Raw genomic sequence first — 24,288 nt, 5'->3', positions numbered from 1 at the left:
ATCATGAGCGCATCCAAAGTCATCATCGTCACCGGCGCATCGCAAGGCATCGGCGCGGAAACGGTCAACGCATTCCGGGCCCGCGGCCATCGCGTCGTCGCCACGTCACGTTCGATCGGGCCGTCGAACGATCCTGATCTCGTCACCGTCGCGGGCGACATCGGCGATCCGGCCGTCGCACGGCGCGTGGTCGACGCCGCCATCGAACGTTTCGGCCGCGTCGACACGCTCGTCAACAACGCCGGCGTGTTCATCGCGAAACCGTTCACGCAATACACCGCGGACGACTATGCGCAGATCACGAGCGTCAACCTGAGCGGTTTCTTCCACGTCACGCAGCATGCAATCGCCGCGATGCAGAAGCACGGCAGCGGCCACGTGGTCAGTATCACGACGAGCCTGATCGATCACGCGAACAGCAATGTGCCGTCGGTGCTCGCGTCGCTGACGAAAGGCGGATTGAATGCGGCGACGAAGTCGCTCGCGATCGAGTATGCGAAGGCCGGCATCCGCGTGAATGCGGTGTCGCCCGGCATCATCAAGTCGCCGATGCATGCGCCCGAATCGCATGCGACGCTCGCGTCGCTGCATCCGGTCGGCCGCATGGGCGAGATGAGCGACATCGTCGACGCGATCCTGTACCTGGACTCGGCGCCGTTCGTCACGGGCGAGATCCTGCATGTCGACGGCGGCCAGAGCGCCGGGCATTGACGCGCAGCGTTGAAACCGCGAGCCGGCGCACCTATCGCGATGCGCCGGCCCGTTTGGCGCGTGTCGCGGCCACCGGCCTGGCGGGCGCGTGCGCCAGATGCTCGACGAGAAAATCGACGAATACACGCACGCGCGACGACAGAAAGCGCGCATGCGGATACAGCAGCATGAACGGCCGCGACCGGCCGCCCAGGCCGGGCAGCACTTCCACAAGCGTGCCGGCGCGCAGATCCTGCTCGACGATGAAGCGATAGGTCTGGAACAAGCCCGCACCGCTGCGCGCGAGCGTCACACCGGCAATGTAGTCCCCCGACGTACTGTAGCTGCCGGTCGTGGCGACATCGATTCCCTCCGATCCATCGTTGAACAGCCACGGAATCGGCCGCCCGCTGCTCGGCAGCTCGAACTGGATGCATTCGTGCGCATGCAGGTCGTCGATGGCGGTCGGCATGCCTGCGCGCTTCAGGTAGCCGGGCGTCGCGACGACCACGAGCTCGGCGTCCTCCAGCTTGCGTGCGACCAGGTTCGAATCGGCGGGCGCGCTGCCGCGGATCGCGAGATCGTAGCCTTCCTCGGCGAAGTCGATGTTGCGGTTGCTCAGGTGGGTTTCGACGCGCACGTCCGGGTACCGCTCGCGAAACGCCGGCAGCAGCGGCAGCACGCGATAGTGTCCGTACGGCGTCGGCATGCTGATCCGCAGCAAGCCGGCGGGCGTGGCCTGCTGGCCGGTCGCCTCGCGTTCCGCGTCGACGAGTTGCGACAGCGCGTCGCGGCATTGCTCGAAATAGCGGCGGCCGGAATCGGTCAGGCGGATCTGGCGTGTCGTGCGCACGAACAGCCGCACGCCGAGACGCTCCTCGAGCCGCGCGACCGACCGGCTGACCGCGGCCGGCGTGACGCTCGCCGCGTTGGCCGCCAGCGTGAAGCTGCCGAGTTCGGCGGCGAGACAGAACAGCTCGATGCTGCCGAGCAGCAGATCGTCGAATTGTCGTTGCATGGGGCGATTCCTGTCGTCTCCGGCGTGTGGCGTGCGATGAAGCCGAGTGTGCATGAATCTCGCGCGGGAAACCAGCAGGCGCGCATCGCGCGATTCGTTACACCGCGTCGTGAATCAATTGCGCCGCCGACATTTACCGGCTTCGGCCGCATGACTACAGTGGTTCACAGGCAGCACCGATCGCCCGAACCCTTATCCCGCAAGGAGCACGACATGACCGTCGAACAGAAGCTGGCCGACCTCGGCCTCGCGTTACCCGAACCGCCGAACCCGCTCGGCAGCTATACGGCCGTCAGCGAAGCCGGCAACCTGCTGTTCATCTCGGGACAACTGCCGCTCGTTGACGGCAGGATCGCCTATACCGGCCGCGTCGGCGAGCAGTTGAGCGCCGACGAAGGCAAGCATGCCGCCCGGCTTGCGGCGCTGAACGTGCTCGCGCAGATCCGCCGGCACCTGGGCGGGTTCGAACGCCTGCGCAAGATCGTGCGCGTCGAGGGGCACGTGAGTTCGGCCGACGGCTTTTTCGGGCAGCCGGCCGTGATCGACGGCGCGTCGGACCTGTTCGCCGCCGTGCTGGGCGGCAAGGCCGGACACGCGCGCTCGGCGTTCTCCCAGCGTCAGTTGCCGGCCGATGCGGCCGTGATTCTCGTCGTGATCGCCGAGATCGACCCGGCGTGACGGTTCGGCCGCCCTGCGGGGCGGCCAGCCATTTCCGGAGGGTGTTTTCGCCCGCCTTGCCCGGATGCGTTGCTTGTGCCGATCCTTCGAATATCAGGGATCGATCGCCGGGAATCCTTGTCTGGCAATGCCGCACACGTTCCAGATACATTGAAATACACAATATCGTATGCGATTTAATCGAATGCGCTTGACGAGGCCGATCGTCTCGACGAAACTCCATCGCATGCGATCGAATCGCATCTGAAACAAACCACCCAACTGACGGAGCAAATGATGAGCAAGATCGAAACAGTGCTGTACACGGGCAAGACGCATACGACTTCGGGCGGCCGCGACGGCGCGGCGCGCAGTTCCGACGGCCGCCTCGACATCCAGTTGTCGTCGCCGGGCAGCGCCGGCACCGGCACCAATCCGGAGCAACTGTTCGCGGCCGGCTGGTCGGCCTGCTTCATCGGCGCGATGCAGCTTGCGGCGCGTGCCGCGAAGGTGACGCTGCCGGCCGATCTTGCGGTCGACGCGGAAGTGGATCTCGGCACCGCCGGCAACGCGTACTTCCTGCAGGCCCGGCTGAACGTGAGCGTGCCGGGGCTCGATCGCGACGTCGCGCAGCGCATCGTCGATGCCGCGCACCAGACCTGCCCGTATTCGAAGGCGACGCGCGGCAACATCGACGTCGACATCCGTATCGCTTGAACGATGCATCGGGCGGCCGAGCGCCGCCTGCCGAATGCCCGATTCCTTTTCTTTCCTTTCGAGGTGAATGATGAATACCCGACTGATCGCCGCCCTGCTCGTCGCTGTTTCGGCCTCTGTTGCCGCACCGGCGTTTGCCAGCGAAGCCACCGTGACGCGTGCGCAGGTGCGCGCCGAGCTTACGCAACTGCAACAGGCCGGCTACCCGTTGAATCGCGCGACCGACGCAACCTATCCGGACGATCTTCAGGCTGCACTCACGCAGATCCATGCGGCCGATGCGGTCGCCCGCACCGAGCAGGCTTCCGGCTACGGCAGCAACGGCGATGCGGCGACGCAATCGGGCCGTCGGCATGCGGTCAGCGTGGCCGATCGCTCGGTGTATTTCGGTCATTGAGCGCGGCGCATCGTCGATACGCGAACCCTGATTCCTTTCTATCCCAGTCCTGTCGAGGTAAATGATGAAAACCCAATTGATCGCCGCCCTTCTCGTGGCCGTTTCCGCATCCGCTGCCGCACCGGCGTTCGCCGATGCAGCCGTCGTATCCCGCGCGCAGGTGCGTGCCGAACTCGTCCAGCTCGAACAGGCCGGCTATCGGCCGGGTCGCGCGAACGATCCGCACTATCCGGACGATCTGCAGGCCGCCCTGACGCGCATTCACACGAACGACACCGCCGTGGCCGATGCGGCGACGTCCAGCTATGGCAGCGATGCCGTCGCCGCGACGCAGTCGGGCAGCCGGCCCGCGACGCGGATCGCCGAGCGCTCGATCTACTTCGGTCATTGAACGAAACCGCGCACGTTGCGCAACCGCTGAATCCCCCCTTTCTTGTCGAGGTGAATGATGAAGACCCCACTGATCGCCGCCCTTCTCGTTGCCGTGTCGGCTGCTGTTGCCGCACCGGCGTTTGCGGGCGAAAGCACCGTGACGCGCGCGCAGGTGCGTGCGGAACTGGCCGCGCTGCAGAAGACCGGCTACCTGCCGAACCGGCCCAACGACCCGAACTATCCGGACAATCTCCAGGCCGCGCTGCGCCGGGTCCACGACAACGAGGCAGTCGCGGTCGAGTCGCAAGCGTCCGGTTACGGCAGCGATGCTGGCGATGCGACGCAGTCCGGCAGTCGCAGCGCGGTTCGCACGGTCGAGCGCTCGATCTACTTCGGTCATTGAGCATGGCGTGGCGGAATCGTCGAGCCCATCCGGGCAGCTCGGTACGACGTGCGAGAAACGGGGGCGCGCGAGCACGACGCGCGCCTCGTCGGTTTTCCGCAAAAAACAGCGTTGCAGGTCGACCTGCGCCCCACGCGTGCGTCGGCTCGGGATTCGATGGCGCGCGGCGCCGATGTGGTTGCCAACTCCAGCAACCAGCCAGTGTGGAAGAAGCGACCGCAGCGGTGGCAGGCCGAACAGCACCCCTGCCCGAGCGCGTTCACGATGATGGATGTCCCTCCGTCGATGGCCCGGCGCCGCTCGAGTTGAGTGATGGCGCATGGGGAAATCGGGCGATGTCGAGGCCGTGCAAAGTGGTTGCGTGCGCAACCGTATCCAGCTGCGGCCGCGCCCCCGGCCACTGCTGCCGGACCCTGTCGATCCGGCGTTCGAAGCGATACACGATGGCGGGCGGAAAGTTCATCCACGCGACGCCGATCCTGACGGCGCGAATGCGCATGGCCTCCAGATAGCGCGCCGGGATCGGGCAGCGCGGCACATACGTGAACTGGTAGAACGCGCCATCGGCGGCCAGGTGACGTGCGAACGCGCAGTGAACGATCGCCACGGCCTGTTCGACCGGCATCGCGACGAGCGGCAACCCGCTCACGATCGCATCCGCGCGCGCCCCGCCGAAAAAGTCGCCCGTCATGCCGAGTTGCGCGGCATCCATCTGCATGATCCGCAACGCGGGAAACTGCTGTCGCAGCGCGTTCGCGAAAGCGGGATCGGCTTCCACCAGCACCAGCCTGTCGTTCGCGACGCCGCGTGCGAGCAGCGCGCGCGTGAACACGCCGGTGCCCGCACCGAGTTCGATCACGGTGGCGCCGTCGCGCGGGATATCGGCGGTGATCAGTGCGGCGAGCGCCAGGCCGGACGGCGCGAGCGCGCCGACCCGGCGCGGATTGCGCAACCAGGTATGCAGGAACAGCATCCATTCAGGGATTCGCATCGACAGGCTCCAGGCGGGTTCGATCGGGCAACGACATGTCCGGCTAGGCGGCCGCTTGCGCGGCCAGGTAGCCCGCCGTGATGAACAGCGTGTTCCATAGCGCGATGCCGGCCGCGGCGCCCGACGCGAATCGCGCGAAGCTCGTTTCCAGCAAGCCGGCGAGCGCCGGGGCGACGAGCCGGACGAACGGCACCAGTTGCGACCAGAGTGCGAGCCGCGTGGGCCGCGTGCGGATTCCGTCGATCAGCGCGTCCATTCTTGCGGGCTGCAGCCTGCCCAGCGGCGCGACGCGGCGCAGCAGCGTCAGCACGCTGTCTTCCGGCCACAGGTTGCCGAGCGCGTAATGCAACAGGCAGCCCGCGAAGCTGCCGAGCGCCGTGACGACGATCGCTTCCGGCAGGGTCCATGCGCCTTGCGCGCTGGCGACGCCGATCATCGTCAGGAGCACGTGGGACGGCAGCACGGGGATCAGCCGTTCGATCAGCGACAGGCCGACGAGGCAGGCGATGCCGTTGGCGCTGGCCAGGCTGAGTGCGAGGCCGAACGGGACGAGCGTGGCGAGCTGGTTCATCGCGCGGCTCCCGCGCGGCGGGCGCGCAACGCGCACGACGTGCGCGACCTTCCATGCCAGAATGGCCCGCACCGGGGCGGTGCGAAGCGGGTGCTTCGGGCCGCATTGCGTTGCAGCAACGAAATTGAAGGACGTGACACGGTCATCGCGAGCCTCTCGAAAAAACGCCAGATGCATTGCACCGGCAATGCGGCGAATGGCACGCATCGTGGCCCCCAGGCTTTAAGAAGTTTTTAATCGCGGTCGGTCAGGCTGGCGACCTCGACATTCGAGGAGCGAAACCGATGCATATCCTGCTGGTGGAAGACGATGTCATGCTGGCCGACGCCGTTTGCGCGGGCCTTCGGCAGAACGGCTGGCGCGCGGACTGGTCGGCCGACGTGCCGGCCGCGCGGCTCGCGCTCGTCGGCCACGACTACGACGCGGTGCTGCTCGACCTGCAGCTGCCGGGCGCGTCCGGATTCGCGCTGCTCGGCGCGATGCGCGCGAACTACGACCCGACGCCGGTATTGATCGTGACCGCGCGCGATCAGTTGAGCGACCGGATCCGCGGCCTCGACGCCGGTGCCGACGACTATCTCGTGAAGCCGTTCCAGCTCGACGAGCTCTATGCGCGGCTGCGCGCGCTGACGCGACGCAGCCAGGGCCGCGTGTCGGAGCGTCTGATCTACCGCGACGTGCACGTCGATCCGGCGCGCAAGGCAGTCACGCGGGCCGGCGAACCCGTTGCGCTCAGCATTCACGAATACCGCACGCTGCTCGCGCTGATGGAGCGGCAAGGCCGCGTCGTCACGCGAGCGCAGCTCGAAGAGCGCGTGTACGGCAACGACAGCGAGATCGAAAGCAACACGATCGCGGTGTACATCCATCAACTTCGGCGCAAGCTCGGCGACGAACTGATCGTGACGGTGCACGGCTTCGGCTATCGCGTCGGGGAGAGCCCCGCATGAAGTCGCTACGCGTGCGCCTGCTCGCGACCGTGATGGCGGCGGTCGTCGTGTTCTGGGCGAGCTGGGGGGCGTTTCTCGGCATCGGCCTGTGGCGTGAGCAGCGCGGCTGGCGCGACAGCATGCTCGAGAGCGCAGCGCAACTATTGCTCCTGTCGTTGCCGGATGCGATCGATCGCCTGCCCGCGGCGAACGCCCAGGCGGTCGTACCGAACACCGCGTATGGCAAATACGACGTCGCGTTCCAGGTCTGGGTCGACGGCCGCAACGTGATGCACAGCGCAGATGCGCCGGGGCCGGCACTCAAGGCCGACCTGCGGGACGGATACGGGGTGAGCACCGGGCGTGGCGCCGCGCACGACGAGACCTGGCGGGTCTACTCGCTGTCGGATCCGGCGGGCCGGATTCACGTTCAGACGGGCGGCCCGGCCACGACCTGGCAGGAGAAGGCGAACAACGCGCTGCAACTCGGCCTGTTCAATACGGCGGTGATGCTCGGGATGCTGGGCGTCGTGATCTGGTGGGTGATCCGCTGGTCGTTCGGGCCGGTGCGCGAGGTCCAGCAGGCGATCCAGCGGAAGGCCGCGTTCGATTTCTCGCCGTTGCCGCTGGTGACGCTGCCGCGCGAACTGCGGCCGCTGGTCGAGTCGTTCAATCGCCTGCTCGCGCGGCTGAGTCAGGCCGTCGACACCGAGCGCCGTTTCATCGGCGATGCGGCGCACGAGTTGCGCACGCCGCTCGCGGCCTTGTCGGCCCAGGCCGAAGTGGCGTTGCAGGCGAACAGTCTGGCGGACAAGAACGAAGCACTGCGTCGGCTGGCAACAGGCGTCGAGCGCAGCGCGCGGCTATCCGGGCAATTGCTCGAACTGGCGCGGCTGGATGCCGGTTCGCGCGCCGAACAGCATGGGCCGGTGGAACTGTCGCGGCTCGTTGCGCTGATCGCGAGCGACTTCGACGCGGCCGCGCATGCGCGCGGACAGACGGTGCGGACCGCGGTCGACCCGGTGCGCGTCTGGGGCGATCTGGACGAGATCGCGATCGCGGTGCGCAACCTGCTCGACAACGCGCTGCGTTACGGCCGTGACGGCGGGCGGGTCGAGATCACGTGCGCCATCCCTGCCGATGCGGATGGCGCGCGGGTCAAGCTGCGTATCGCGGACGACGGGCCCGGCGTGCCGGTCGGCGAGCGCACGCGGATCTTCGAACGCTTTTACCGCGTACCGGGTACGGTGCAGCCGGGCAGCGGCATCGGCCTGTCGCTCGTCGCGCGCATCGCCGAGTCGCACGGCGGGTCGGTCGAGGTGACGGCCGGTATCGGCGGGAACGGGCTGGCGGTGATCCTGTCGTTCCCGATCTGGGTGGATCCGGAACGGTGGCAGCGCTAGTGCGGCGTGCCGTGCCGGCGACGCGATCGATATCGTTACGCCGCGCCCTGCCCGGCCGATCACGGTCTATGCTGTGCCACCGACACCTTCAATCGAGGAGCAGCCGATGTCCGATGCAACGACCGGAAACGCGACAGGCCGTGCGCACCCGCTCGACCACGTGGTGTGGAATGCGCTGACGGGCCGACAGCGCCGCTTGGCGCTCGGCAACGACCGGGCATGGCGGTTTCCGGCGGCCATCGCGCCGTTTGCGGCGATCGAGGACCCGAGCGCGGCCTCGTTCGACGCGTTGCGCGCCCTGATTGCCGCACACGGGCCGGCGGCGCTGGTCACGCCGGACGAGGTCGAGCTGCCGGCGGGATGGTCGGCGATCCGGCGCGCGAACCTGCTGCAGATGGTCTGGCAAGGGGCGCTCGACCCGGCGCCCGAATCCGGACATGTCACGCTCGCCGAAGCCGACGTGCCGGACATGCTCGCGCTGACCACGGCCGCGCAGCCCGGCCCGTTCGGCCCGCGCACGTTCGAGCTCGGCCACTACATCGGCATCCGCAGCGAAGGCCGGCTGGCCGCGATGGCCGGCGAGCGGATGCAGATCGACGGGTATACCGAGATCAGCGCCGTGTGCGTGGATGCCGCGTTCCGGCGGCAAGGGCTCGCGGCGCGTCTGATGCGGGCGTTGATTGCGGAGATCGATGCGCGCGCGGATACGCCTTTCCTGCACGTCCTCACGTCGAACCAGGTCGCGATCGAACGCTATCTCGCCCTTGGTTTCGCCATCCGCCGCGAGATGCACCTGCTGGTGCTGGGCGATGCGCACGCATGACGACGCGGCCGGCACGATACACGTGCCGGCCGCCGCTTGTCCGGGCGTTTATTCTTCGGTTGACTGGATCAGGTTGCCGCGCAGCGTGACGATCGCCTTCTGCATCTTCGCGAATTCGTCCGGCTTCAACCCGGTGGCTTCGACCAGATTCATGTCGAGCCCCTTCTCGCGCAAGCGGCGGCCGCTCTTCGTCAGGCTGACGAGCACCTGACGTTCGTCCGACGGATCGCGGTGCCGCTCCAGGTAGCCCATTGCCTCGAGCTTCTTCAGGATCGGCGTCAGCGTATTGGATTCGAGGAACAGCTTCTCGCCGAGCTGGCCGACCGTCTGGTTGTCCTGCTCCCACAGTGCAATGATCGCGATGTATTGCGTATACGTGAGGCCGAGCTCTTCGAGGATCGGTTTGTAGGCCTTGCCGAACGCGAGGTTCGCCGAGTAGATCGCAAAGCACAGGAACTCGGACAGCTTCGGCGCGGCGGCGGATGGGGCTTCGGTCGGTTTCATGAACGTCCTCCAGCGACGCGAACGGTTGCAGATGGACGCATTATATATCGCGTGCGATCTTATCGGAAGCATGATAATCGGCCTCGATGAACCGGCGGAGCGGCGTGACGCTGCCGGCGCGCCGTCAGTCCGCCCTGCGGCGCTTGCCGGTCTGTGTGCGGTTAACAGACAGCAGCGTGCATTGCACCGGATGCGCGATTTCGGTCGCGAGCCCGCCTGCTGCGAACAGCAGGATCATCAGCCAGCGTTTCATGCGTCCTCCACAACCGAGAGGCTCGCACCGTCGGCGACCGTCGCGTCGAGCGCATACGGGTCGATGCCGTCGAGACAGCCGAGATTGACGCGCCAGCAGGCGGGATCCCTGCGCGTCTGATGGAACGGGTAGACGCCGCAATGGCTGCAGAAATAGTGACGGGCCGTGCGCGTGTTGAAGCGGTAGCACGTCAGCGCGCCCTCGCCTTCGACGATCTTCAGTTCGCTGGCGGCGAACATCGGGCTCATCAACGCGCCGCGCCGGCGGCACAGGCTGCAGTTGCAGCGCGCTGCCGACGTAACGGCGGTTCGGACTTCGAATTTGACGGCCCCGCAATGGCAGGATCCTTTGAACCAGGTTGCAGACATGATGCACTCCCGAAGAGGTCATGCCTGCTTTATAGCGGACGCCCGAACGTGCGTTGTATCGCGATGTATCCACGGTTCGTGCAGATACAGAACATTGCAAATCGACGGCGATCGGGGTGCGTTCCCCGATCGCCGGCATGTGGCTGCGGCCCGTTGCCTGCGGATCGCGCGATCAATCCAGCACGTGCTGCATCCGCTCGATCGCCGCCCGCGTTTCGCGTTCGAGCGCGGCGAACAGCTCGGCCGCCGGCAGCGACCGCACGAGCGGCGCCGCCTGCCCGGCCCATTGCGCGCCGTAGCCGAATTCACCCTTCGCCTTCGCGGCCGCATGCAGCGCCTTGCCGGCGTCGTACGCGATCGGATACGCGGGCGTGGCCGGCGCGTGCGCATCGTCGCCGAGCGCGGTCAGCCGGTTGGCGATGCCGCGCGCGATCCGGCCCGAGATCGCGGCCGTGAACGTTGTGCGGCGCGCCGCGTCGCCGAGCAGCGCGCGGCGATAACCGTCGTCGATCGACGTCTCCGGGCACGCGACGAACGCGGTGCCGAGCTGGGCGGCCTGTGCGCCGAGCGCGAGCGCGGCGGCGATGCCCTCGCCGTCCATGATGCCGCCGGCGGCGATCACCGGCAGCGCGCATTCGCGCACGATCAGGCGCGTGAGCGCGAACGTGCCGAGCCGATCGTCGTGCGCGGTCGAATCGAACACGCCGCGGTGTCCGCCCGCTTCGATCCCCTGCGCGACGATCGCGTCGATGCCGGCGGCGGCGATCTGTTGCGCCTCGTCGAGATTCGTCGCGGCCGCGAACAGCGTGATGCCCGCGCGCTTGAGCGCGGCGATCACGTCCGCGGACGGCAGGCCGAAATGGAAGCTGACGACGGCCGGCTTCTCTTCGACGAGCATCGCCTGCATCGCTTCGTCCACGACGAAACTCGTATAGATCTCCGACAACGATGCGGGCGGCGTCGCGCCGTACTCGCGGAACGCCGGCTCGAGCCACGCGAGCCACGCGCGTTCGACGGCCGCGTCGGCGTGCGCCGGCTGGTGGCAGAACACGTTGATGTTGAACGGCCGGTCGGTGAGCGCGCGCGTGTCGCGGATCATCTTGCGGGCGCCGTCGGCGTTCGTCGCACCCACGCCGAGCGAGCCGAGCCCGCCCGCATTCGACACGGCGGCCGCCAGCGCCGGCGTGCTGACGCCGGCCATCGGCGCCTGGACGATCGGTGCGCGCATGCCAAGCGCGCGCAACAGTGTCCGGTTGTCGGTCGATTGATTCATGTTGCTTGCCTCCTGCAAGATCCGTCATCGAAATGCTTCGGCCGGATGCGGGCCGAAACGCGTGAGTCGGGTTCGGATCGGTGCGCGTTCGTCGTGCTGGGTGCGCAACCGGTCACGTGAAAGCGATGTCGAAAACGATGTGCCGCCGTGCGATGCAGTGTCTGCGACTGCGGCGTCCGCGATGCGCGGTGAACGCGTACGTAGTCGCCGCTTCCCGGCGCGCGCCCCCCGCAACTGCGCCCATCCTACGCCAGCCTGCGATCCGCCGGCCAGCCGCTATCGGCCGCGTGCCCAATGCGCGAGCCCCGCGCAAACTGCCAGCAGCGCGCCCGTGACGAAGAACACCGAATGCAGCCCCAGCGCGACGCCGATCTGCCCGCCGATCACCGGGCCGATCACCTGCCCGCTGAACTGCGCGGACTGCAGGTAGCCGAGCATCTGCCCGGTCGCACGCTCGTCGACCGATTGCCGCACGAGCTTGCCGATCGACGGCAGCAAGCCCGCGAGCGTCATGCCCATCAGCACGCGCAGCGCGCCAAGCTGCCACCAGTGCGTGACGAACGCCTGCGGCACCATCGCGAGCGCGGTCAGCAGCAAACAGCCGATGATCACGTTCCAGCTGCCGATCCGGTCGGCCAGCGCGCCGAGCCGTGCGGCGGTCAGCATGCTGCCGAGCGCCGAACACGCCATCACGACGCCGGCGATGCGCGCGAGGTGATTGCCACCGACCCCGAGGCCGCCGATATAGACGGTGATGATCGGCTCGATCGACATGTTCGCGAGCAGCACCATCATCGCCGTCACCAGCAGCGCGGCGACCGCCGCGCGATTCGTGCGGTGCGGTGTGCCGGCCGCGGCGCTCGTGGTGCGTGTTCGGGCATCGGTGCCCGCGTGGAAGTCTTCCTTCACGACGAAGATCGTCAGCAGCGCGGCGACGGCGATCATCGCGCCACCGGCGAAGAACGTGCCGCGAATGCCGAGCCAGCCCGGCAGCAGCCCGCCGACGAGCGGCCCGACCAGGTTGCCCGCAAGCGCCCCGGTCGACAGGATGCCGAGCGCCCAGCCGGCGCGCTCGCGCGGCGCCTGGGTGCCGACCATCACGGTCGACGCCGACGCGTAGCCGCCGACGAGCCCCGCGAGCAGCCGCAGCGCGACGAGTTCGACCACGTTGTGCGCGACGCCGATCAGCGACATCACGATCGCCATGCCGATCGCCGCGCGCACGAGCATCGGCTTGCGGCCGAAGCGATCCGCGAGGCGGCCCCACAGCGGCGCGGTGACGGCCGTGCCGAGAAACGTCGCGCCGAACGCGATGCCCGACCACTGGATCACGGCCGACTGCGCATCGACGCCGAGTTGCCGCACGTACAGCGGCAGGAACGGCAGCAGCATGCTCAGGCTGACGAGCGTCGTGAACGAGCCGAACACGCAGACGGCGAGATTGCGCCGCCAGTAGCGCGCGTTGCGATCGGCATAGCTGGCGGCGGGCCGTTCGGCCCGGGCCGCGGCGGGCGCGTGCGAGATCGTGCTCATTGCAGCCTCGCCGTCGCGGTCATCGGTGCGGGAAAGCCGTGCGCGGCGAAGCTCGCCGGCAACGGCACGCATGCGAACCGGGCAATGCCGAGAGCGGACACCACGCGGTGCGTCAGTCCGGCCGCACGGGCACGACGCGGGTCGGGAAGCGCTTGATGCATGTTGACCTCCATTCGCTGAACGGACGCCATGCGCGTCCATCGGTTGAAGGAAGTCTAGATTGAGTCGAATCCCGGGAGAATCCCCGTCATGCGAAAGCCATTCTTCCGCGCTCCGGTTCAATCGCCGTCGGTAATGGCCGCCAGCCGCGCGAAGTGCTCGCGCAGGCGCGGCGCCGCGAAATCGACGAAGGCACGCACCTTCGGTACCGAAAGGCGTCCGTAAGGCGTGACGAGATGGATCGGCAACGGCGCGTGTTCGCTGTCGCGCAGCACGATCCGCAGCGTGCCGTCCCGTACCGGTTCGGCGACGTGATACGAGAAGAGCCGCGTGACGCCGTGCCCGGCGACGGCCGACGCAACCGCGCCGCGGATCGTGTTGATGATGAAGCGTGGCGTGAACGGGACGACCTGCGGCAGCGCCGACGGCGTGGACGGCGGAAAGCTCCACGAATCGAGGCCGAAATGCGTCATCGAGATGATCCGGTGCTGCGCGAGATCGGCCGGCGTCTCGATCGCCGGATGCTGCGCCAGGTAATCGGGCGAAGCCACGACGACCCGCCGCACCGCGCCGACCGGAATCGCGACCAGCGTCGAATCGGTCAGGTGCGCGATTCGCAGCGCGACGTCCATCCCTTCGTCGATCAGGCTGACGGGGCGGTCGAGCAACTGCAGGCGGATCGACACGGCCGGATGGCGTTCGATGAATTCGTCGAGCAGCGCACGCAGCACGTCTTCGCCCGCGGCGACGGGCGCAGTGACCGTCAACAGGCCGCGCGGCGCCGAGCGTTCGTCGGCGACCAGCATGTCGGCTTCCTCGAGATCGGACAGGATGCGGCGGCACGCGGCCGCATAGCGTTCGCCGGCCTCGCTCAGCCGGATCGTCCGGGTCGTGCGGTACAGCAGCGCGGTGCCCGTATGTTCTTCAAGGAACGCAATCGCGCGGCTGACCGCCGCCGGCGACCGGCCGAGCTTCCGGCCTGCGCCCGCGAGGCTGCCCTCGTCCAGCGTGGCGACGAACACCTTCATCGCATCGATTCGATCCATGGTCTGGGCGGGCTGGGTGCGAACGGTCGTGTGAGGGGCGGCAGGCAAGCGAGCGAGCAGTCTACCGCACGCCGGCGCGGTGCTTGGCCCGGGGGATACTGCACTTGCGGTTTTGGCCCTACAATGCGCAGGCGAAGTAACCGCATGACCGGCCGTCAGGATGCCGCGTTCCTCGAACGCTGCGTCCGACATTCAAGCGGTTCCGCTGAATAACGAACAACATCCAAAACAGCACTCATGAAAAGAAGAACATTTCTCGCGCTGCCCGCCGTGGCAGCGTCCGGCATACTCGCCGGCTGCGCCGATTTCGGTCCCGCCACGAAAGCGTGGATGAAGGATTCGGAATACGACGAAACCTTGTCGACCTTCCTGATTACCGCGGACGGCAAGCAACTCGTCGTGCTCGGCCAGAAGTATCACTACATCTTCGAGATGCCGCCGGGCCTCGCGACGGTGCTCACCGCGCCCTATCGTCCCAAGATCCACACGGCGTTCAACGATTTCGAGACGCACGGCGACGCGATCACCGGTCGCTACACGATGAGGCTGGACTACCCGGATGCGCCGACCGGCTCCGACGTCCGCGAGCGTGCGCTCGCGGACGGTTTCAAGAAGGACCATGGCTACCTGACGTCGGAAGGCACGATCAGCGGCAAGCGCTATCTGCCGAACGATGTCACGCCTTCGTCGGTTCCGCAGGCGTTTAATCGTCCTTACCATGTCACGGTGACGGACAAGCTGACGGCCGTCGGCCACGGCGCCAAGCTGGCGTTGTCGCCGATCGCGATGGCGGCCGATGGCGCGCTGGGCCTGCTCGGCCTCGCCCTGTTCCCGATCGCGCTCACCACCTTCATCATCATGGCAAGTTGAGACCGGAGTCCAGGATGACATCCCCTGCCCGAAAGCTGTTCCGGATCGGCTGCGTGGCCACCTGCCTGGCCTTCGCGCAGCACGCGTGCGCCGAAGGCGACTGGGACGCCGCGCGCCATGTCCGGACCGACTGGGTGTTCGCGTCGATGAAGGAAAGCGACGTGCGGCCCACGCTCGATCGCGCGCTGAAGGATCAGGTGCGCTGGGCCGACCTGCCCGGCAACGCGCCCGATGCGGGCGCGTTCCGCTGCACGAAGCTAGCGTTGCCGCCGCCGTCGGCCGAAGCCCAGGCCGCGTTCGACGCGGCGCCGTCGCCACGCGGCCGCGAAGCCGACATCGCGTATGCGAAGGCGGCGTCGCTCGGTTCGTGGCGCGCGGCCGCGCGCCTGGCGAGCAGTTCGCTCGACGACGAGGATTGGGAAGGTGCGCAGCCTGCGATTGCGTGGTTGCTCGTTCATCACGTGCCGGCCGGCTACAACAAGCTCGCGGATGTCTTGCAGGCGATGTCGGGCTACGACGGCGAAACGCCCGGCGACGGCATGAGCGGGATGATCGCGTCGCTGCGCTGGCGCGCGGCCCGTGAAGGCGATCCGGTCGCGCAGATGGAGATGGCCGACCTGTTCGAGAAGCTGGGCAAGGCCGATCTCGTCACCGCGCTGCGCGCCTGCGCGACGCAGCAGAATCCGGCGCTGAAATGAAATGAGCCGGTACGCCGCGATGACGTGCGGCGTACCGGCTCGTGTGGTGACGGTGTCGCATCAGACTTCGTAGCGCACCGCGTGCGCTTCGGTGGGTAGCGGCAGATCCCAGCGCAGCAGCATCGCCTCGAGCGCGCGATTCGTCAGTGACGTGTCGCGCCGCGCGTTGCGACGCAGCAGTGCCGCGCGCGGCTGTTCGAGGTAGACGAGCGTCACGTCGGCGCCGTACGCAAACAGCAGGTCGAGCGTCTTCTTGCGCATCAGCGGCGACAGGTTCGTCGCGTTCCACACGAAGGGTTGCTGTTCGCGCAACAACGCCTTCGCGGCGTCGACCGCATGGTGCGCGACCGCGCCCTCGTTCTGGCCGTGGCGCAGCCCCAATGCATCGCGTGCATCGTCGAACGACACGACCGGCAGATCCGGATGATGCCGCGCAACCCACGTGTTCTTGCCCGACGCGGGCAGGCCCGACATCACGACGACCCGCGAGCCCGGCGTGCGGTACAGCGGATAGTCGGGATGCACGTCCGCGCCGCGAAAATAGCTGAGCGCCGTGTGCGCATCGGCGAACGCGCGTGGCTGGCCGTAACAGCCCTCTTCCAGCGCCTGCTCGCGCAACAGTTCGATGTTGTCGAGCACGCGCTGCGTGTCGTCGCAGATGCGCCCGCGAATGTCGGCTTCGGCGAGCAGGCACAGCAGCGGCAGGCTGACCTGCCACGACAGCTCGCGCGCGATGAACTCGGGCGTGCCACGGCGCGATCCGCTCATCGCGAAGAACGGCACCTGATGCACGGCGATCATCCGGCAGATCGCCTCGCGCACCGCGAACGGCATGCCGGCATCCCACAGCGCGATCCGTGCATCGATTGCGCCCTTGCGCGAGTGGCCGGGATGGCCGATCGCCCCGGTATCGGGATCGACGACCGTCGTGCTGTACTTGGCGATGTCGTGCAGCAGCGCGGCGAGGAACACGATCTCCTGATCTGCGCGCGACGCGGCCTGGTACTCGGGCAGCGCGAGCAGCGCATCGATCACCATCATCGTATGCGTCCACACGTCGCCTTCGCCGTGGTGCGCAGGCTCCTGCGGGGTCGTCTTCGCGTGTTCGAGCGCGGGAAACGCCGCGAGGCACGCGCGATAGTCCGGCTGCCGGCCGGGCGCAGGCACGAGCGCCTGCAGTTGTTCGTACTTCATGATCAAGACTCCTCTCGAAACGGCGCTCGGCCGTTCCGCATTCGTTGGTTCGGCTGCGCAGCGGGGATCGATGTCCACGTGACCGTCGGGCGCGACGCATACAGGTCGACCTCCGGCGCGAGCAGGTTCGGGATGAACGGCTGCTCCGAGTGATGGCGCGCCGATTCGAGAATGGCCTGCACGAAATCGTGGCGCACCCACTTCAGGCGCGCGGTCGTCGTGTCGTCCGTCTCGACCTTCACGTAGAGCCCTTCGGAGCGCTCCGACTTGTCGCACTGCTGCCATGCCCGCGCGAGGTCGAGCCCCTGCCGCCGCACCATGTCCTCGAACGCGCGACGCCAGTCCGGCGTCTTCGCGAGCGACGGGCCGAGCAATGCCTTCAGGTCCGCGAGCCGCGCCGGTGCGATGCCTTCGTACAGCACGGGCACCGACAGCACGGGCCCGTCGGCGAGCAGCGCGCGACGCGCGGGCGTCGACAGGAAGCGGCCCGTCGTGCGGTCGAACACGTCGAATTCGAAGAAGTGATGCGGCAGCGCGTCGTAGAACACCGCGTGCTTCTTGCTCATCGTCTCGCCGTACATCACGTAGCGATCGCCGAGGCGATCGAGCAGCCAGCCGACATGGGCGGCCGCCCAGGTCTTCACGAACCCGAATTGCCGCTCGCGGCCGCCGCCGGCCAGATAGTGGCCGCGCGACTGCAGCAGCAGTTCGCCCGCCGGGCTGAAGCTGATGCCCGTGTTTGCGCCATCGAGCTTTTCCTCGACGACGAGATGGGCGCCCGCGAGGGTGCGATAGGGAACGTGGTCGTGACCTTCGTCGCCGTCCTGCAGGCGCGAGCCTTCGAGATGCGGCGTGCGCGGGTAGCGGGCGAGGTCGAGCGATTGCGCGTAGGCGCGAAAATCCAGCGTCATGGTCTTTCTCCGGAAACAGGGGAAAAAGCCGACGACGTGAACGAACGATGGGGTGTGCGTTGCGGTGTCAGTGCTGGTCCGGGCGCGTTCCTGCGATCGACGTTCCGGCGCTGCGAGGCAGGCGGAAACGGGCAGGACGACACGCGGCCGGGACGGCAGTCGTCGGCGTATCAGGCGAAGGGACGAATGTTTGCGGGCACTTGGATCACCGATTCGATGAGGGTTCAGGGATGAAGCAGGCGGATGCTACGAAACGGCTTTTGTGCTGTCAAGCGTGGTTGGGCACATCCGTGGTGGCTGTCTGCGTACGTCGCATGCCTGCTGCGGCGCGTCGTGCGCGACATCGACGAGGGAATGATACGGATTCCTATGTGTATGATTTTCGCAACATCGAACGACGATTCGATGGACAGCGCTGCGCTGCCCGCTTGCTGCGACCGTCGCGAGCATGCTAGAGTCGCCGCCATTCCGATCAACCCCTCACTCGCAAGGAGAAAAAATCATGACGTCACGCCAACACTCCTCCCGTCGCGGGTCGTAGTTCGGGTTTTTCGCGTCCGTTCGTTTCATCGTTCACGCCAAGCAGCACCGCGCATCGCCATCACGGCGATGAGCCGGGTCGTTCCGATCCGGTCGTGCCGCCCTCTTCCCGACTTCCGATGTCGGGCAGCGCATCTGTGCGCTGCCTGCGCCATGGCCCGCCGTTCTTCCTTTTCATCGAACGGAAACCTCCATGGGCAATTCCATGCAATACCTGGCCAAGCACATCACGCTGTGCGCTTGTGCCACCACCTGGATCGAAGGTGAGGCGATCCGGCAGCTCGAACACGCTGCCACCCTCCCCGGCATGCGGCGCGTCGCCGGCATGCCCGATCTTCATCCTGGACGCGGCTACCCGGTCGGCGCTGCGTTCTTCTCGACGGGCCGGCTGTATCCGGCGCTGATCGGCGGCGATATCGGCTGCGGGATGGCGCTGTGGCAAACCGCGCTCGACGCGCGGCGCGTCAGCGCGTCGAAGCTCGCGAGCCGGCTCGGCTCGATCGATGCCACGCCCGATGCCAGCTGGCAGCCGTGCATTGCGGCCGCCGGCTTCGCGGATCACGCGTTCGCGGCGTCGCTCGGTACGATCGGTAGCGGCAATCATTTCGCGGAGGCGCAGCGGATCGACGCGGTGTACGACGCGGATGCCGTCCAGGCGCTCGGTCTCGACCGCGACCGTCTGCTGCTGCTCGTGCACAGCGGGTCGCGCGGCTTCGGCCAGTCGATCCTCGAGCAGCACATGCGCGAGCACGGCTACAACGGCCTCGACGACACCGATGCCGCCTGCACCGCGTACCTCGCGCGTCACGATGCGGCGTTGCGCTATGCGGTCGCGAATCGCGACCTGATCGCGCGGCGCATGCTGGCGCGCTGGCGTACCGACGGCCAATGCGTGCTCGACGTGAACCACAACCTGGTGAGCCGCGCGAGCGTCGACGGCGAGCCGGGCTGGCTGCATCGCAAAGGTGCGACGCCGGCCGATGCGGGGCCGGTCGTCATTCCCGGGTCGCGCGGTGACTACAGCTACCTCGTCGCCCCGGTACGGCCGGACGATGCGGCCAGCCTTGCGTCGCTGGCGCACGGTGCGGGCCGCAAGTGGGCACGTGGCGATTGCAAGGAGCGCCTCGAACGGCGCTTCACGCCGTCGCAGCTCACGCGCACGCCGCTCGGCAGCCACGTGATCTGCGAAGACCGCGAACTGCTGTACGAGGAAGCGCCGCAGGCCTACAAGCCGATCGACAGCGTCGTCGACGCGCTCGAGGCGGCCGGCCTGCTGCGCAAGCTCGCGCGGCTCGCGCCGGTGCTGACCTACAAGACGTCCGCGGAGGCTGACCGATGCTGATGCAGATTTCTTCGGCGCACGGCCCGCTCGAGTGCCAGCTGGCCGCGGCCCATGCATTGCGGCGCCTGCAGGCGGAAGCGGACGCGCAGCGCGTCGTCGTCACGGTGCTCGATGCGCAGCCGGGCGAACGGCCCGGCACGCTGCGCTCGGCGCTGCTCGATCTCGACGGCGCTGGCGCGCACGCGCTTGCCGACCGCTGGACGGGCACGCTGCAATGGATTTGCGCGAGCCCGTACCGGTTGCGCCATCCACGCAAGAACTGGTTCATCGGCGTCACGCGCTGTGCCGACTCACAGCCGCTGCCGGATGGCGATGTGCGGTTCGAAGCGATGCGCGCACGCGGGCCGGGCGGCCAGCACGTGAACAAGACGAGCTCCGCGATTCGGGCGACCCATGTCGCGACCGGCCTGTCGGTGCGGGTGGAAAGCGAGCGCAGCCAGCACGCGAACAAGCGGCTGGCGCTGCAGTTGCTGCAGGTGCGGCTGCAGCAGGAAGCCGACCGTCACGCGTCCGATGCACGCCAACAGCGGCGCATGCAGCACTTCGCGCTGGAGCGCGGCAACCCCGTGCGCGTGTTTTACGGGGCGGCGTTCGTGCCGGCTGACTGAGCACGCGATCCTGGCCGCCGGCGGCTGTTGCGCCGGCGGTCACACAACGGCGTTCATGGTTTTCCCGGCCTGCCGGTGGCGTGCAAGCGCAACCGGATCCGGGGCGTCAACGCGCGCCACGCAGGCTGCACGGGCCTGCCGCGGCCATGCCGGCCGCCGCGTGTTCCGCACCCTTTCTGCACAGGAAAGGACGCTTGAAACATCCGCAATTATCACGTGTCGCGGATTTGCCCACCATGTGCCGGACGATCGGTACAGCCCGCCTATCCGGCCCTTTCACGGGCCTTGCGGTGCCTGCCGCCACGTCGTGCGGCCGGGTGCAGTGCGCCGGTCGCGAACGGCCGGGCCACGCGCCACGGCGTATCGATAATCAGGAGACACGATGAACAGCCATTCCCTCGATCTCGGCGGCAACGCGGGCGAACCCGCGTCCGCACGACCGCCGGCCGCTGCCGCCGGCGTCGACGCCGATGCGTCGGCCCGCCCCGCCCGCCGTGTCACGCTCGGCGCTTTCATGGACGACCTGCCGGTTGGCGCATTGCACCGGTTCGTCGTCTGGGTGATCGGCATCGGGTTGTTCTTCGACATGTACGAGATCTTCCTCGTCAGCACGATCGGTTCCGCGTTGCAGAACGAATACGGGCTGAGCCGGCAGAGCACCGATTTCAAGCTGTTGCTGGCATCGGCATTCATCGGCATGTTCGTCGGCGCGATGTGCCTCGGCAGCCTCGCCGACCGCATCGGCCGGCGCAAGGCGTTCCTGCTGACGCTCACGTGGTACAGCGCGTTCTCGCTGGTCGGCGCGTTTTCGGTGAATGCCGACATGCTCGTCGCGTGCCGGTTCCTGACGGGCATCGGCGTCGGTGCGATCTACCCGGTCGCCGACAGCTTCCTGTCCGAAATCCTGCCGAAAGAAAAGCGCGGGCGGCTCGCTGCGTGGGCCTATACGACTTCCTATGTCGCGGTGCCGCTCGTCGGCTTCCTCGCGCTGTGGCTGAACCCGCTGCATGTGGGGGGCGTGGCCGGCTGGCGCATCATCCTCGCGATCGGCAGCCTCGGCGCGGTGTATGTGCTGCTCGTCCAGCACCGGTTGCCGGAGAGCCCGCGCTGGCTGCTCGCGCAAGGGCGCACCGCGGAGGCGCACGCGGCATTGCGGCGCTTTGCGGAAGGCACCGGCGTGCGCGTGCCCGAGCAGTTCGCGGAACCGGTCGAGCCGCAACGGCCGCTCGGGCTCGGCGAGCGTATCGCGCTGCTGCGTCGCGAGCCGTATGGTGCGCGCTACCTGATGCTCGCGATCTTTCACCTGTTCCAGGGCTTTGGTTATTACGGCTTCGGTACGCTGGCCGGTACGGTCGTGAAGAGCCGCGGTTTCGATGTGACGGACAGTACGCTGTTCATTGCGCTGTCGTTCATCGGCTATCCGATCGGCTCGCTGCTGTCGATTCCGCTGCTCAACTGGATCGAACGCCGCACGCTCGTGATCGTGTCGATCCTGTCGATCGCCGTGTTCGGGCTGTGCTTCGCATACTCGGGCCATACGATGCTGATCGTCGGCTTCGGGTTCCTGACGACCTGCGCGTCGAACGTGTTCAGCAACGCGTATCACGTGTACCAGGCGGAGATTTTCCCGGCGCGCGTGCGCTCGACGGCGATCGGCAGTACCTATGCGCTGTCGCGGATCGTCAGCGGTGCGTTGCCGTTCGTGTTGCTGCCGGTGCTCGGCAGTTATGGCGCGGGTGCGATGTTCGGCGTGATTTCGATTGCGCTCGGTATCGTCGCCGTCACGCTGCGCGTGCTCGGGCCGCTGACGACGCGGCGCAGCCAGGACGAGATCAATCCGGTGTGAGCGTGTTTCGATGCGGGGGGCGGGAACGCGCTCCCCGCATCATGTCTGGTGCGTCGCGACAAGGACGCTACGACGACATTCCCGCTTGAGAAACGACGACCGTAAATTCGATCCCCGATTCAAAATCCAGCGTCGTGGTCGAGAACCGCGGATCGTCGTCCAGATAGTGCTTGTACGGTCGAACCGCGTCCTCGGCCGTGTACATGTTGTCGGCCAGTACGATCGATCCCGGGCGTAGCAGGCGCTCGATCTCCTTGAACACCTTCAGATAGACGTCGGCCCATACGTCGATGAATACCATGTCGAACGTACCGTCCAGCTCGGCGACGATCTCGACGACATCGCCCTCTCGCACATCGACATAGGCGTCCAGGCCCGCCGTTCCGACGTGATCGCGCAAACGCGTGCACTTGAGCGCATCGCGTTCGGTCGCGACGACCACGCCGCTACCCAACGTGCGCAGCGCCTCGGCGAAATACAGCGTGGACACGCCGCATGAACTGCCGAGTTCGAGGATTCTCGCCGGTCGTTGCGAGAGCACCAGGTTGCGTAGAAATCCGCCCGTTTCCGGCGACACGGCCAACGACAGCGGACTGCCTTCCGCAGACGCGAAGTCGTCGCTGGACAGCCCGAACGTTTCGAGAAACCGCCCCCTCAGACGCGGTGCGATCGCTTCGTAGTCTTCGGCTAACGACAGAAAATCCGCGTTCGACCCCTGGAACTGTGCGCGGGCGCGGGCGATGATTTCGGTCCGGCTCTCTTCGTGGAGCCGTCGCAGAAGAACGGTGGTGGGTGAAGCCATGTGCGTTCCTTGGCGAAATTGATCACTTCGACGCTGTATCCAGCAACCGCCTGCCCCGTCAGGGTTGCTGCGCCGTCGCTCGATAGCGGCGATACACGGACGTTGCTATGCCGTTCGGGCGAGCGTGATCGCGTGTTCGGGGCACGCCGTCACGCACAGTCCGCATGACCGGCACGCATGCGCGTTCGGCGTGTAGGCGACTTTCATTCCATGCACGCGCTGCTTCAGGCGATGCATCAGATCGAGGCCGACGTAATCGGCCGGGTCGATGCGCCGGATCTCGAACACGTTCTCCGGGCAAACCGCGACGCAATCCCCTTTGCCTTCGCAACGTTTCAGATCGACGACCGGCACGATCACGCCCGGTTTCTGTTTGCAGTCGCCCGCTGATTTTTCGCGCACGTTCACTCCCCGTCGGGCCGGTTGCTGCCGGATCGCCACGCGGTCCGGAAATGCTCGCGCTCTTCGGGCGTCATGGATTCCCACTTGCGCCAGTGGCGCCGACCGCGCCAGCCGCGGTGTCCGCGGAATCCGCCGAACAGGATGCGGCTCAACACGAGCAGGCCCAGCGCATGGGCGAAGTCGATCGTGCGGGCGCCGATGAATAGCGCCGGCATCACCCAGTTCCACAACATCATGACGACCCATCCGAGCACCGCGATGGCGATCACCGCGAGCAGCGCCTTGCCGGCACATCTGATTCGAAAATTCATCTGTCGACTCCTCTAGGTATTGTCCAGTTCGTCATAAACAGGTTGCAGCCGGGCACGCAGATGCAAGACCGCATAGCGTTTGCGAGCGAGCAGCGTATTGAGCGCGACACCGCTTTGCGCGGCCATCTCCTTGAAGGAGCGGCCCTCCAGTTCGTGCGCGATGAATACCTCGCGCTGATTCGCCGGCAACTCGTCGAGCGCATCCTGCAGGGCCTTGAGCAAGAGCGTGCGCGCGTAGAGCGCCTCGGGGCCGGCATCGTGCGCGGGTAGCGCGAGGTCCAGGCGATACTCGTCGTTCGCGTCATCCTCGGCGTCGAACAGATCCGCCAGCGGCTGCTCCTTCTTCTTGCGAAAGCGGTCGACGATACGGTTGCGCGCGGCACGGAAAAGCCACGCGCTCGCCTGTTCGATTGGCGCGGGAAGCCGGTAAGCCTGAACGAACTCGTGAAACACATCCTGCAGAACGTCCTCGGCATCGTCCGGGTCGCGTATCCGACGCCGGATAAAGCTCACGAGCCTCGTTCGTTCACGCATCACGATCGCGGTGATGTCGCGGTCTGGGTCGGTCATCGTGCGTGAAGTGAGTGGCGGTCCATGTGCCTGAAGACGTTTCAGCCGCGCGAATATTGTGTCGAGTGTGAAAATTTACTGCGCGAG

At 67.1% G+C, this 24,288-nt stretch carries 29 protein-coding genes and 1 pseudogene; 14 read left to right on the top strand and 16 right to left on the bottom strand.

Annotation, left to right across the window (positions count from 1 at the left end; translation table 11 throughout):
* The first annotated feature begins 3 nt into the window (after nucleotides 1-3).
* Nucleotides 4-711: an SDR family NAD(P)-dependent oxidoreductase gene (locus ACN8ZM_RS09015; RefSeq protein WP_043182936.1), complete on the top strand. Its 708-nt coding sequence runs from the start codon at nucleotides 4-6 to the stop codon at nucleotides 709-711.
* Between the two features lie 31 nt (nucleotides 712-742).
* Here the strand turns inward: ACN8ZM_RS09015 and ACN8ZM_RS09010 are convergent, their stop codons facing one another.
* Nucleotides 743-1,708, bottom strand: a complete 966-nt coding sequence (locus ACN8ZM_RS09010) for a LysR family transcriptional regulator (protein WP_089450523.1) — start codon at nucleotides 1,706-1,708, stop codon at nucleotides 743-745.
* A 213-nt stretch (nucleotides 1,709-1,921) separates the two neighbouring features.
* Between ACN8ZM_RS09010 and ACN8ZM_RS09005 the strand changes: the two genes are divergently transcribed.
* From ACN8ZM_RS09005 to ACN8ZM_RS08985, 5 genes are all read left to right on the top strand, one after another.
* Nucleotides 1,922-2,386, top strand: a complete 465-nt coding sequence (locus tag ACN8ZM_RS09005) for a RidA family protein (protein WP_175984815.1) — start codon at nucleotides 1,922-1,924, stop codon at nucleotides 2,384-2,386.
* A 276-nt stretch (nucleotides 2,387-2,662) separates the two neighbouring features.
* Nucleotides 2,663-3,082, top strand: coding sequence for an organic hydroperoxide resistance protein (locus tag ACN8ZM_RS09000; protein ID WP_043183177.1), 420 nt, complete (start codon nucleotides 2,663-2,665; stop codon nucleotides 3,080-3,082).
* Nucleotides 3,083-3,152: 70 nt separating this feature from the next.
* Entirely contained in the window at nucleotides 3,153-3,479 is a 327-nt protein-coding gene (locus ACN8ZM_RS08995; RefSeq protein ID WP_205822982.1) for a DUF4148 domain-containing protein, read from the top strand.
* Between the two features lie 61 nt (nucleotides 3,480-3,540).
* Nucleotides 3,541-3,870 (top strand): DUF4148 domain-containing protein, encoded by a 330-nt coding sequence (locus tag ACN8ZM_RS08990; RefSeq protein WP_301768950.1) that lies wholly within the window; start codon nucleotides 3,541-3,543, stop codon nucleotides 3,868-3,870.
* A gap of 54 nt (nucleotides 3,871-3,924) precedes the next feature.
* Nucleotides 3,925-4,254: a DUF4148 domain-containing protein gene (locus ACN8ZM_RS08985; protein ID WP_420209828.1), complete on the top strand. Its 330-nt coding sequence runs from the start codon at nucleotides 3,925-3,927 to the stop codon at nucleotides 4,252-4,254.
* A gap of 382 nt (nucleotides 4,255-4,636) precedes the next feature.
* Here the strand turns inward: ACN8ZM_RS08985 and ACN8ZM_RS08980 are convergent.
* Nucleotides 4,637-5,245: pseudogene (locus ACN8ZM_RS08980) on the bottom strand (class I SAM-dependent methyltransferase); the annotation flags it as partial.
* A 43-nt stretch (nucleotides 5,246-5,288) separates the two neighbouring features.
* On the bottom strand, nucleotides 5,289-5,816 hold the full coding sequence (locus tag ACN8ZM_RS08975) for a DedA family protein (protein WP_205822987.1): 528 nt from the start codon (nucleotides 5,814-5,816) through the stop codon (nucleotides 5,289-5,291).
* Nucleotides 5,817-6,100: 284 nt separating this feature from the next.
* Between ACN8ZM_RS08975 and ACN8ZM_RS08970 the strand changes: the two genes are divergently transcribed.
* From ACN8ZM_RS08970 to ACN8ZM_RS08960, 3 genes are all read left to right on the top strand, one after another.
* Nucleotides 6,101-6,766 carry a response regulator transcription factor gene (locus tag ACN8ZM_RS08970; protein ID WP_420209827.1) on the top strand — a complete coding sequence of 222 codons (666 nt, stop codon included), beginning with the start codon at nucleotides 6,101-6,103 and terminating at the stop codon, nucleotides 6,764-6,766.
* Nucleotides 6,763-8,148, top strand: coding sequence for an ATP-binding protein (locus ACN8ZM_RS08965; RefSeq protein ID WP_420209826.1), 1,386 nt, complete (start codon nucleotides 6,763-6,765; stop codon nucleotides 8,146-8,148). The genes ACN8ZM_RS08970 and ACN8ZM_RS08965 overlap by 4 nt, the downstream gene beginning before the upstream one ends.
* 106 nt (nucleotides 8,149-8,254) lie before the next feature.
* A complete protein-coding gene (locus ACN8ZM_RS08960; protein ID WP_420209825.1) occupies nucleotides 8,255-8,971 on the top strand; it encodes a GNAT family N-acetyltransferase in 717 nt (238 codons plus the stop codon).
* A gap of 48 nt (nucleotides 8,972-9,019) precedes the next feature.
* Here the strand turns inward: ACN8ZM_RS08960 and ACN8ZM_RS08955 are convergent, their stop codons facing one another.
* The 7 genes from ACN8ZM_RS08955 to ACN8ZM_RS08925 all read right to left on the bottom strand — a co-directional run bounded on the left by ACN8ZM_RS08955 (nucleotide 9,020) and on the right by ACN8ZM_RS08925 (nucleotide 14,107).
* Nucleotides 9,020-9,475 (bottom strand): MarR family winged helix-turn-helix transcriptional regulator, encoded by a 456-nt coding sequence (locus tag ACN8ZM_RS08955; RefSeq protein WP_043182920.1) that lies wholly within the window; start codon nucleotides 9,473-9,475, stop codon nucleotides 9,020-9,022.
* 124 nt (nucleotides 9,476-9,599) lie between these two features.
* The gene (locus ACN8ZM_RS08950) at nucleotides 9,600-9,728 is read right to left on the bottom strand and encodes a hypothetical protein (protein WP_260865350.1); all 129 of its coding nucleotides are present in this window, start codon (nucleotides 9,726-9,728) and stop codon (nucleotides 9,600-9,602) included.
* A complete protein-coding gene (locus ACN8ZM_RS08945; RefSeq protein ID WP_420209824.1) occupies nucleotides 9,725-10,096 on the bottom strand; it encodes a GFA family protein in 372 nt (123 codons plus the stop codon). The genes ACN8ZM_RS08950 and ACN8ZM_RS08945 overlap by 4 nt, the downstream gene beginning before the upstream one ends.
* Before the next feature lie 172 nt (nucleotides 10,097-10,268).
* On the bottom strand, nucleotides 10,269-11,369 hold the full coding sequence (locus tag ACN8ZM_RS08940) for an NAD(P)H-dependent flavin oxidoreductase (RefSeq protein ID WP_420209823.1): 1,101 nt from the start codon (nucleotides 11,367-11,369) through the stop codon (nucleotides 10,269-10,271).
* A gap of 276 nt (nucleotides 11,370-11,645) precedes the next feature.
* Entirely contained in the window at nucleotides 11,646-12,902 is a 1,257-nt protein-coding gene (locus tag ACN8ZM_RS08935; protein WP_420209822.1) for an MFS transporter, read from the bottom strand.
* Complete coding sequence (locus tag ACN8ZM_RS08930) at nucleotides 12,899-13,063, bottom strand: hypothetical protein (protein ID WP_420209821.1); 165 nt, start codon at nucleotides 13,061-13,063, stop codon at nucleotides 12,899-12,901. Before ACN8ZM_RS08930 ends, ACN8ZM_RS08935 begins: the two co-directional genes overlap by 4 nt.
* Before the next feature lie 117 nt (nucleotides 13,064-13,180).
* A complete protein-coding gene (locus ACN8ZM_RS08925; protein ID WP_043182911.1) occupies nucleotides 13,181-14,107 on the bottom strand; it encodes a LysR family transcriptional regulator in 927 nt (308 codons plus the stop codon).
* A gap of 330 nt (nucleotides 14,108-14,437) precedes the next feature.
* Here ACN8ZM_RS08925 and ACN8ZM_RS08920 point away from each other — a divergent pair, with 330 nt between their 5' ends.
* A complete protein-coding gene (locus ACN8ZM_RS08920) occupies nucleotides 14,438-14,977 on the top strand; it encodes a 5-formyltetrahydrofolate cyclo-ligase (protein ID WP_420209820.1) in 540 nt (179 codons plus the stop codon).
* 14 nt (nucleotides 14,978-14,991) lie between these two features.
* Complete coding sequence (locus ACN8ZM_RS08915) at nucleotides 14,992-15,675, top strand: hypothetical protein (protein ID WP_420209819.1); 684 nt, start codon at nucleotides 14,992-14,994, stop codon at nucleotides 15,673-15,675.
* Between the two features lie 60 nt (nucleotides 15,676-15,735).
* On the opposite strand, the gene ACN8ZM_RS08910 is transcribed toward ACN8ZM_RS08915, so the two are convergent.
* Nucleotides 15,736-16,869 carry an AAA family ATPase gene (locus tag ACN8ZM_RS08910; protein ID WP_420209818.1) on the bottom strand — a complete coding sequence of 378 codons (1,134 nt, stop codon included), beginning with the start codon at nucleotides 16,867-16,869 and terminating at the stop codon, nucleotides 15,736-15,738.
* Nucleotides 16,870-16,871: 2 nt separating this feature from the next.
* Nucleotides 16,872-17,780: an RNA ligase family protein gene (locus ACN8ZM_RS08905; protein ID WP_420209817.1), complete on the bottom strand. Its 909-nt coding sequence runs from the start codon at nucleotides 17,778-17,780 to the stop codon at nucleotides 16,872-16,874.
* A 733-nt stretch (nucleotides 17,781-18,513) separates the two neighbouring features.
* Between ACN8ZM_RS08905 and ACN8ZM_RS08900 the strand changes: the two genes are divergently transcribed.
* From ACN8ZM_RS08900 to ACN8ZM_RS08890, 3 genes are all read left to right on the top strand, one after another.
* Entirely contained in the window at nucleotides 18,514-19,662 is a 1,149-nt protein-coding gene (locus tag ACN8ZM_RS08900) for an RNA ligase RtcB family protein (protein ID WP_175020991.1), read from the top strand.
* Nucleotides 19,656-20,270 carry a peptide chain release factor H gene (gene prfH / locus ACN8ZM_RS08895; RefSeq protein WP_420209816.1) on the top strand — a complete coding sequence of 205 codons (615 nt, stop codon included), beginning with the start codon at nucleotides 19,656-19,658 and terminating at the stop codon, nucleotides 20,268-20,270. The genes ACN8ZM_RS08900 and prfH overlap by 7 nt, the downstream gene beginning before the upstream one ends.
* A gap of 382 nt (nucleotides 20,271-20,652) precedes the next feature.
* A complete protein-coding gene (locus ACN8ZM_RS08890) occupies nucleotides 20,653-22,116 on the top strand; it encodes an MFS transporter (RefSeq protein ID WP_205822994.1) in 1,464 nt (487 codons plus the stop codon).
* 67 nt (nucleotides 22,117-22,183) lie between these two features.
* Here the strand turns inward: ACN8ZM_RS08890 and ACN8ZM_RS08885 are convergent, their stop codons facing one another.
* From ACN8ZM_RS08885 to ACN8ZM_RS08870, 4 genes are all read right to left on the bottom strand, one after another.
* On the bottom strand, nucleotides 22,184-22,918 hold the full coding sequence (locus ACN8ZM_RS08885) for an O-methyltransferase (protein WP_420209815.1): 735 nt from the start codon (nucleotides 22,916-22,918) through the stop codon (nucleotides 22,184-22,186).
* A 105-nt stretch (nucleotides 22,919-23,023) separates the two neighbouring features.
* Nucleotides 23,024-23,320: a 4Fe-4S dicluster domain-containing protein gene (locus tag ACN8ZM_RS08880; RefSeq protein ID WP_420209814.1), complete on the bottom strand. Its 297-nt coding sequence runs from the start codon at nucleotides 23,318-23,320 to the stop codon at nucleotides 23,024-23,026.
* Between the two features lie 2 nt (nucleotides 23,321-23,322).
* Nucleotides 23,323-23,631, bottom strand: coding sequence for a hypothetical protein (locus ACN8ZM_RS08875; RefSeq protein ID WP_420209813.1), 309 nt, complete (start codon nucleotides 23,629-23,631; stop codon nucleotides 23,323-23,325).
* Between the two features lie 12 nt (nucleotides 23,632-23,643).
* A complete protein-coding gene (locus ACN8ZM_RS08870; protein WP_089450503.1) occupies nucleotides 23,644-24,201 on the bottom strand; it encodes an RNA polymerase sigma factor in 558 nt (185 codons plus the stop codon).
* Nucleotides 24,202-24,288: the final 87 nt, after the last annotated feature.

Source organism: Burkholderia aenigmatica (assembly GCF_048627025.1).
GTDB lineage: Bacteria > Pseudomonadota > Gammaproteobacteria > Burkholderiales > Burkholderiaceae > Burkholderia > Burkholderia aenigmatica.
Note: the sequence above shows the minus strand (reverse complement) of the source record. Positions and strands in the feature narration are given on the sequence as shown.

Bases quoted from the DNA above. Each gene is read 5' to 3' on its own strand.
- ACN8ZM_RS08890 (WP_205822994.1), top strand. From the start codon at position 20,653: ATGAACAGCCATTCCCTCGATCTCGGCGGCAACGCGGGCGAACCCGCG.
- ACN8ZM_RS08910 (WP_420209818.1), bottom strand. From the start codon at position 16,869: ATGAAGTACGAACAACTGCAGGCGCTCGTGCCTGCGCCCGGCCGGCAG.
- ACN8ZM_RS08985 (WP_420209828.1), top strand. From the start codon at position 3,925: ATGATGAAGACCCCACTGATCGCCGCCCTTCTCGTTGCCGTGTCGGCT.
- ACN8ZM_RS08990 (WP_301768950.1), top strand. From the start codon at position 3,541: ATGATGAAAACCCAATTGATCGCCGCCCTTCTCGTGGCCGTTTCCGCA.
- ACN8ZM_RS08945 (WP_420209824.1), bottom strand. From the start codon at position 10,096: ATGTCTGCAACCTGGTTCAAAGGATCCTGCCATTGCGGGGCCGTCAAA.
- prfH (WP_420209816.1), top strand. From the start codon at position 19,656: ATGCTGATGCAGATTTCTTCGGCGCACGGCCCGCTCGAGTGCCAGCTG.
- ACN8ZM_RS08900 (WP_175020991.1), top strand. From the start codon at position 18,514: ATGGGCAATTCCATGCAATACCTGGCCAAGCACATCACGCTGTGCGCT.
- ACN8ZM_RS08925 (WP_043182911.1), bottom strand. From the start codon at position 14,107: ATGGATCGAATCGATGCGATGAAGGTGTTCGTCGCCACGCTGGACGAG.
- ACN8ZM_RS09005 (WP_175984815.1), top strand. From the start codon at position 1,922: ATGACCGTCGAACAGAAGCTGGCCGACCTCGGCCTCGCGTTACCCGAA.
- ACN8ZM_RS08965 (WP_420209826.1), top strand. From the start codon at position 6,763: ATGAAGTCGCTACGCGTGCGCCTGCTCGCGACCGTGATGGCGGCGGTC.
- ACN8ZM_RS08970 (WP_420209827.1), top strand. From the start codon at position 6,101: ATGCATATCCTGCTGGTGGAAGACGATGTCATGCTGGCCGACGCCGTT.
- ACN8ZM_RS08950 (WP_260865350.1), bottom strand. From the start codon at position 9,728: ATGAAACGCTGGCTGATGATCCTGCTGTTCGCAGCAGGCGGGCTCGCG.
- ACN8ZM_RS08875 (WP_420209813.1), bottom strand. From the start codon at position 23,631: ATGAATTTTCGAATCAGATGTGCCGGCAAGGCGCTGCTCGCGGTGATC.
- ACN8ZM_RS08920 (WP_420209820.1), top strand. From the start codon at position 14,438: ATGAAGGATTCGGAATACGACGAAACCTTGTCGACCTTCCTGATTACC.
- ACN8ZM_RS08940 (WP_420209823.1), bottom strand. From the start codon at position 11,369: ATGAATCAATCGACCGACAACCGGACACTGTTGCGCGCGCTTGGCATG.
- ACN8ZM_RS08995 (WP_205822982.1), top strand. From the start codon at position 3,153: ATGAATACCCGACTGATCGCCGCCCTGCTCGTCGCTGTTTCGGCCTCT.
- ACN8ZM_RS08870 (WP_089450503.1), bottom strand. From the start codon at position 24,201: ATGACCGACCCAGACCGCGACATCACCGCGATCGTGATGCGTGAACGA.
- ACN8ZM_RS08955 (WP_043182920.1), bottom strand. From the start codon at position 9,475: ATGAAACCGACCGAAGCCCCATCCGCCGCCGCGCCGAAGCTGTCCGAG.
- ACN8ZM_RS09015 (WP_043182936.1), top strand. From the start codon at position 4: ATGAGCGCATCCAAAGTCATCATCGTCACCGGCGCATCGCAAGGCATC.
- ACN8ZM_RS08930 (WP_420209821.1), bottom strand. From the start codon at position 13,063: ATGCATCAAGCGCTTCCCGACCCGCGTCGTGCCCGTGCGGCCGGACTG.
- ACN8ZM_RS08935 (WP_420209822.1), bottom strand. From the start codon at position 12,902: ATGAGCACGATCTCGCACGCGCCCGCCGCGGCCCGGGCCGAACGGCCC.
- ACN8ZM_RS08960 (WP_420209825.1), top strand. From the start codon at position 8,255: ATGTCCGATGCAACGACCGGAAACGCGACAGGCCGTGCGCACCCGCTC.
- ACN8ZM_RS09010 (WP_089450523.1), bottom strand. From the start codon at position 1,708: ATGCAACGACAATTCGACGATCTGCTGCTCGGCAGCATCGAGCTGTTC.
- ACN8ZM_RS08975 (WP_205822987.1), bottom strand. From the start codon at position 5,816: ATGAACCAGCTCGCCACGCTCGTCCCGTTCGGCCTCGCACTCAGCCTG.
- ACN8ZM_RS08885 (WP_420209815.1), bottom strand. From the start codon at position 22,918: ATGGCTTCACCCACCACCGTTCTTCTGCGACGGCTCCACGAAGAGAGC.
- ACN8ZM_RS08915 (WP_420209819.1), top strand. From the start codon at position 14,992: ATGACATCCCCTGCCCGAAAGCTGTTCCGGATCGGCTGCGTGGCCACC.
- ACN8ZM_RS08905 (WP_420209817.1), bottom strand. From the start codon at position 17,780: ATGACGCTGGATTTTCGCGCCTACGCGCAATCGCTCGACCTCGCCCGC.
- ACN8ZM_RS09000 (WP_043183177.1), top strand. From the start codon at position 2,663: ATGAGCAAGATCGAAACAGTGCTGTACACGGGCAAGACGCATACGACT.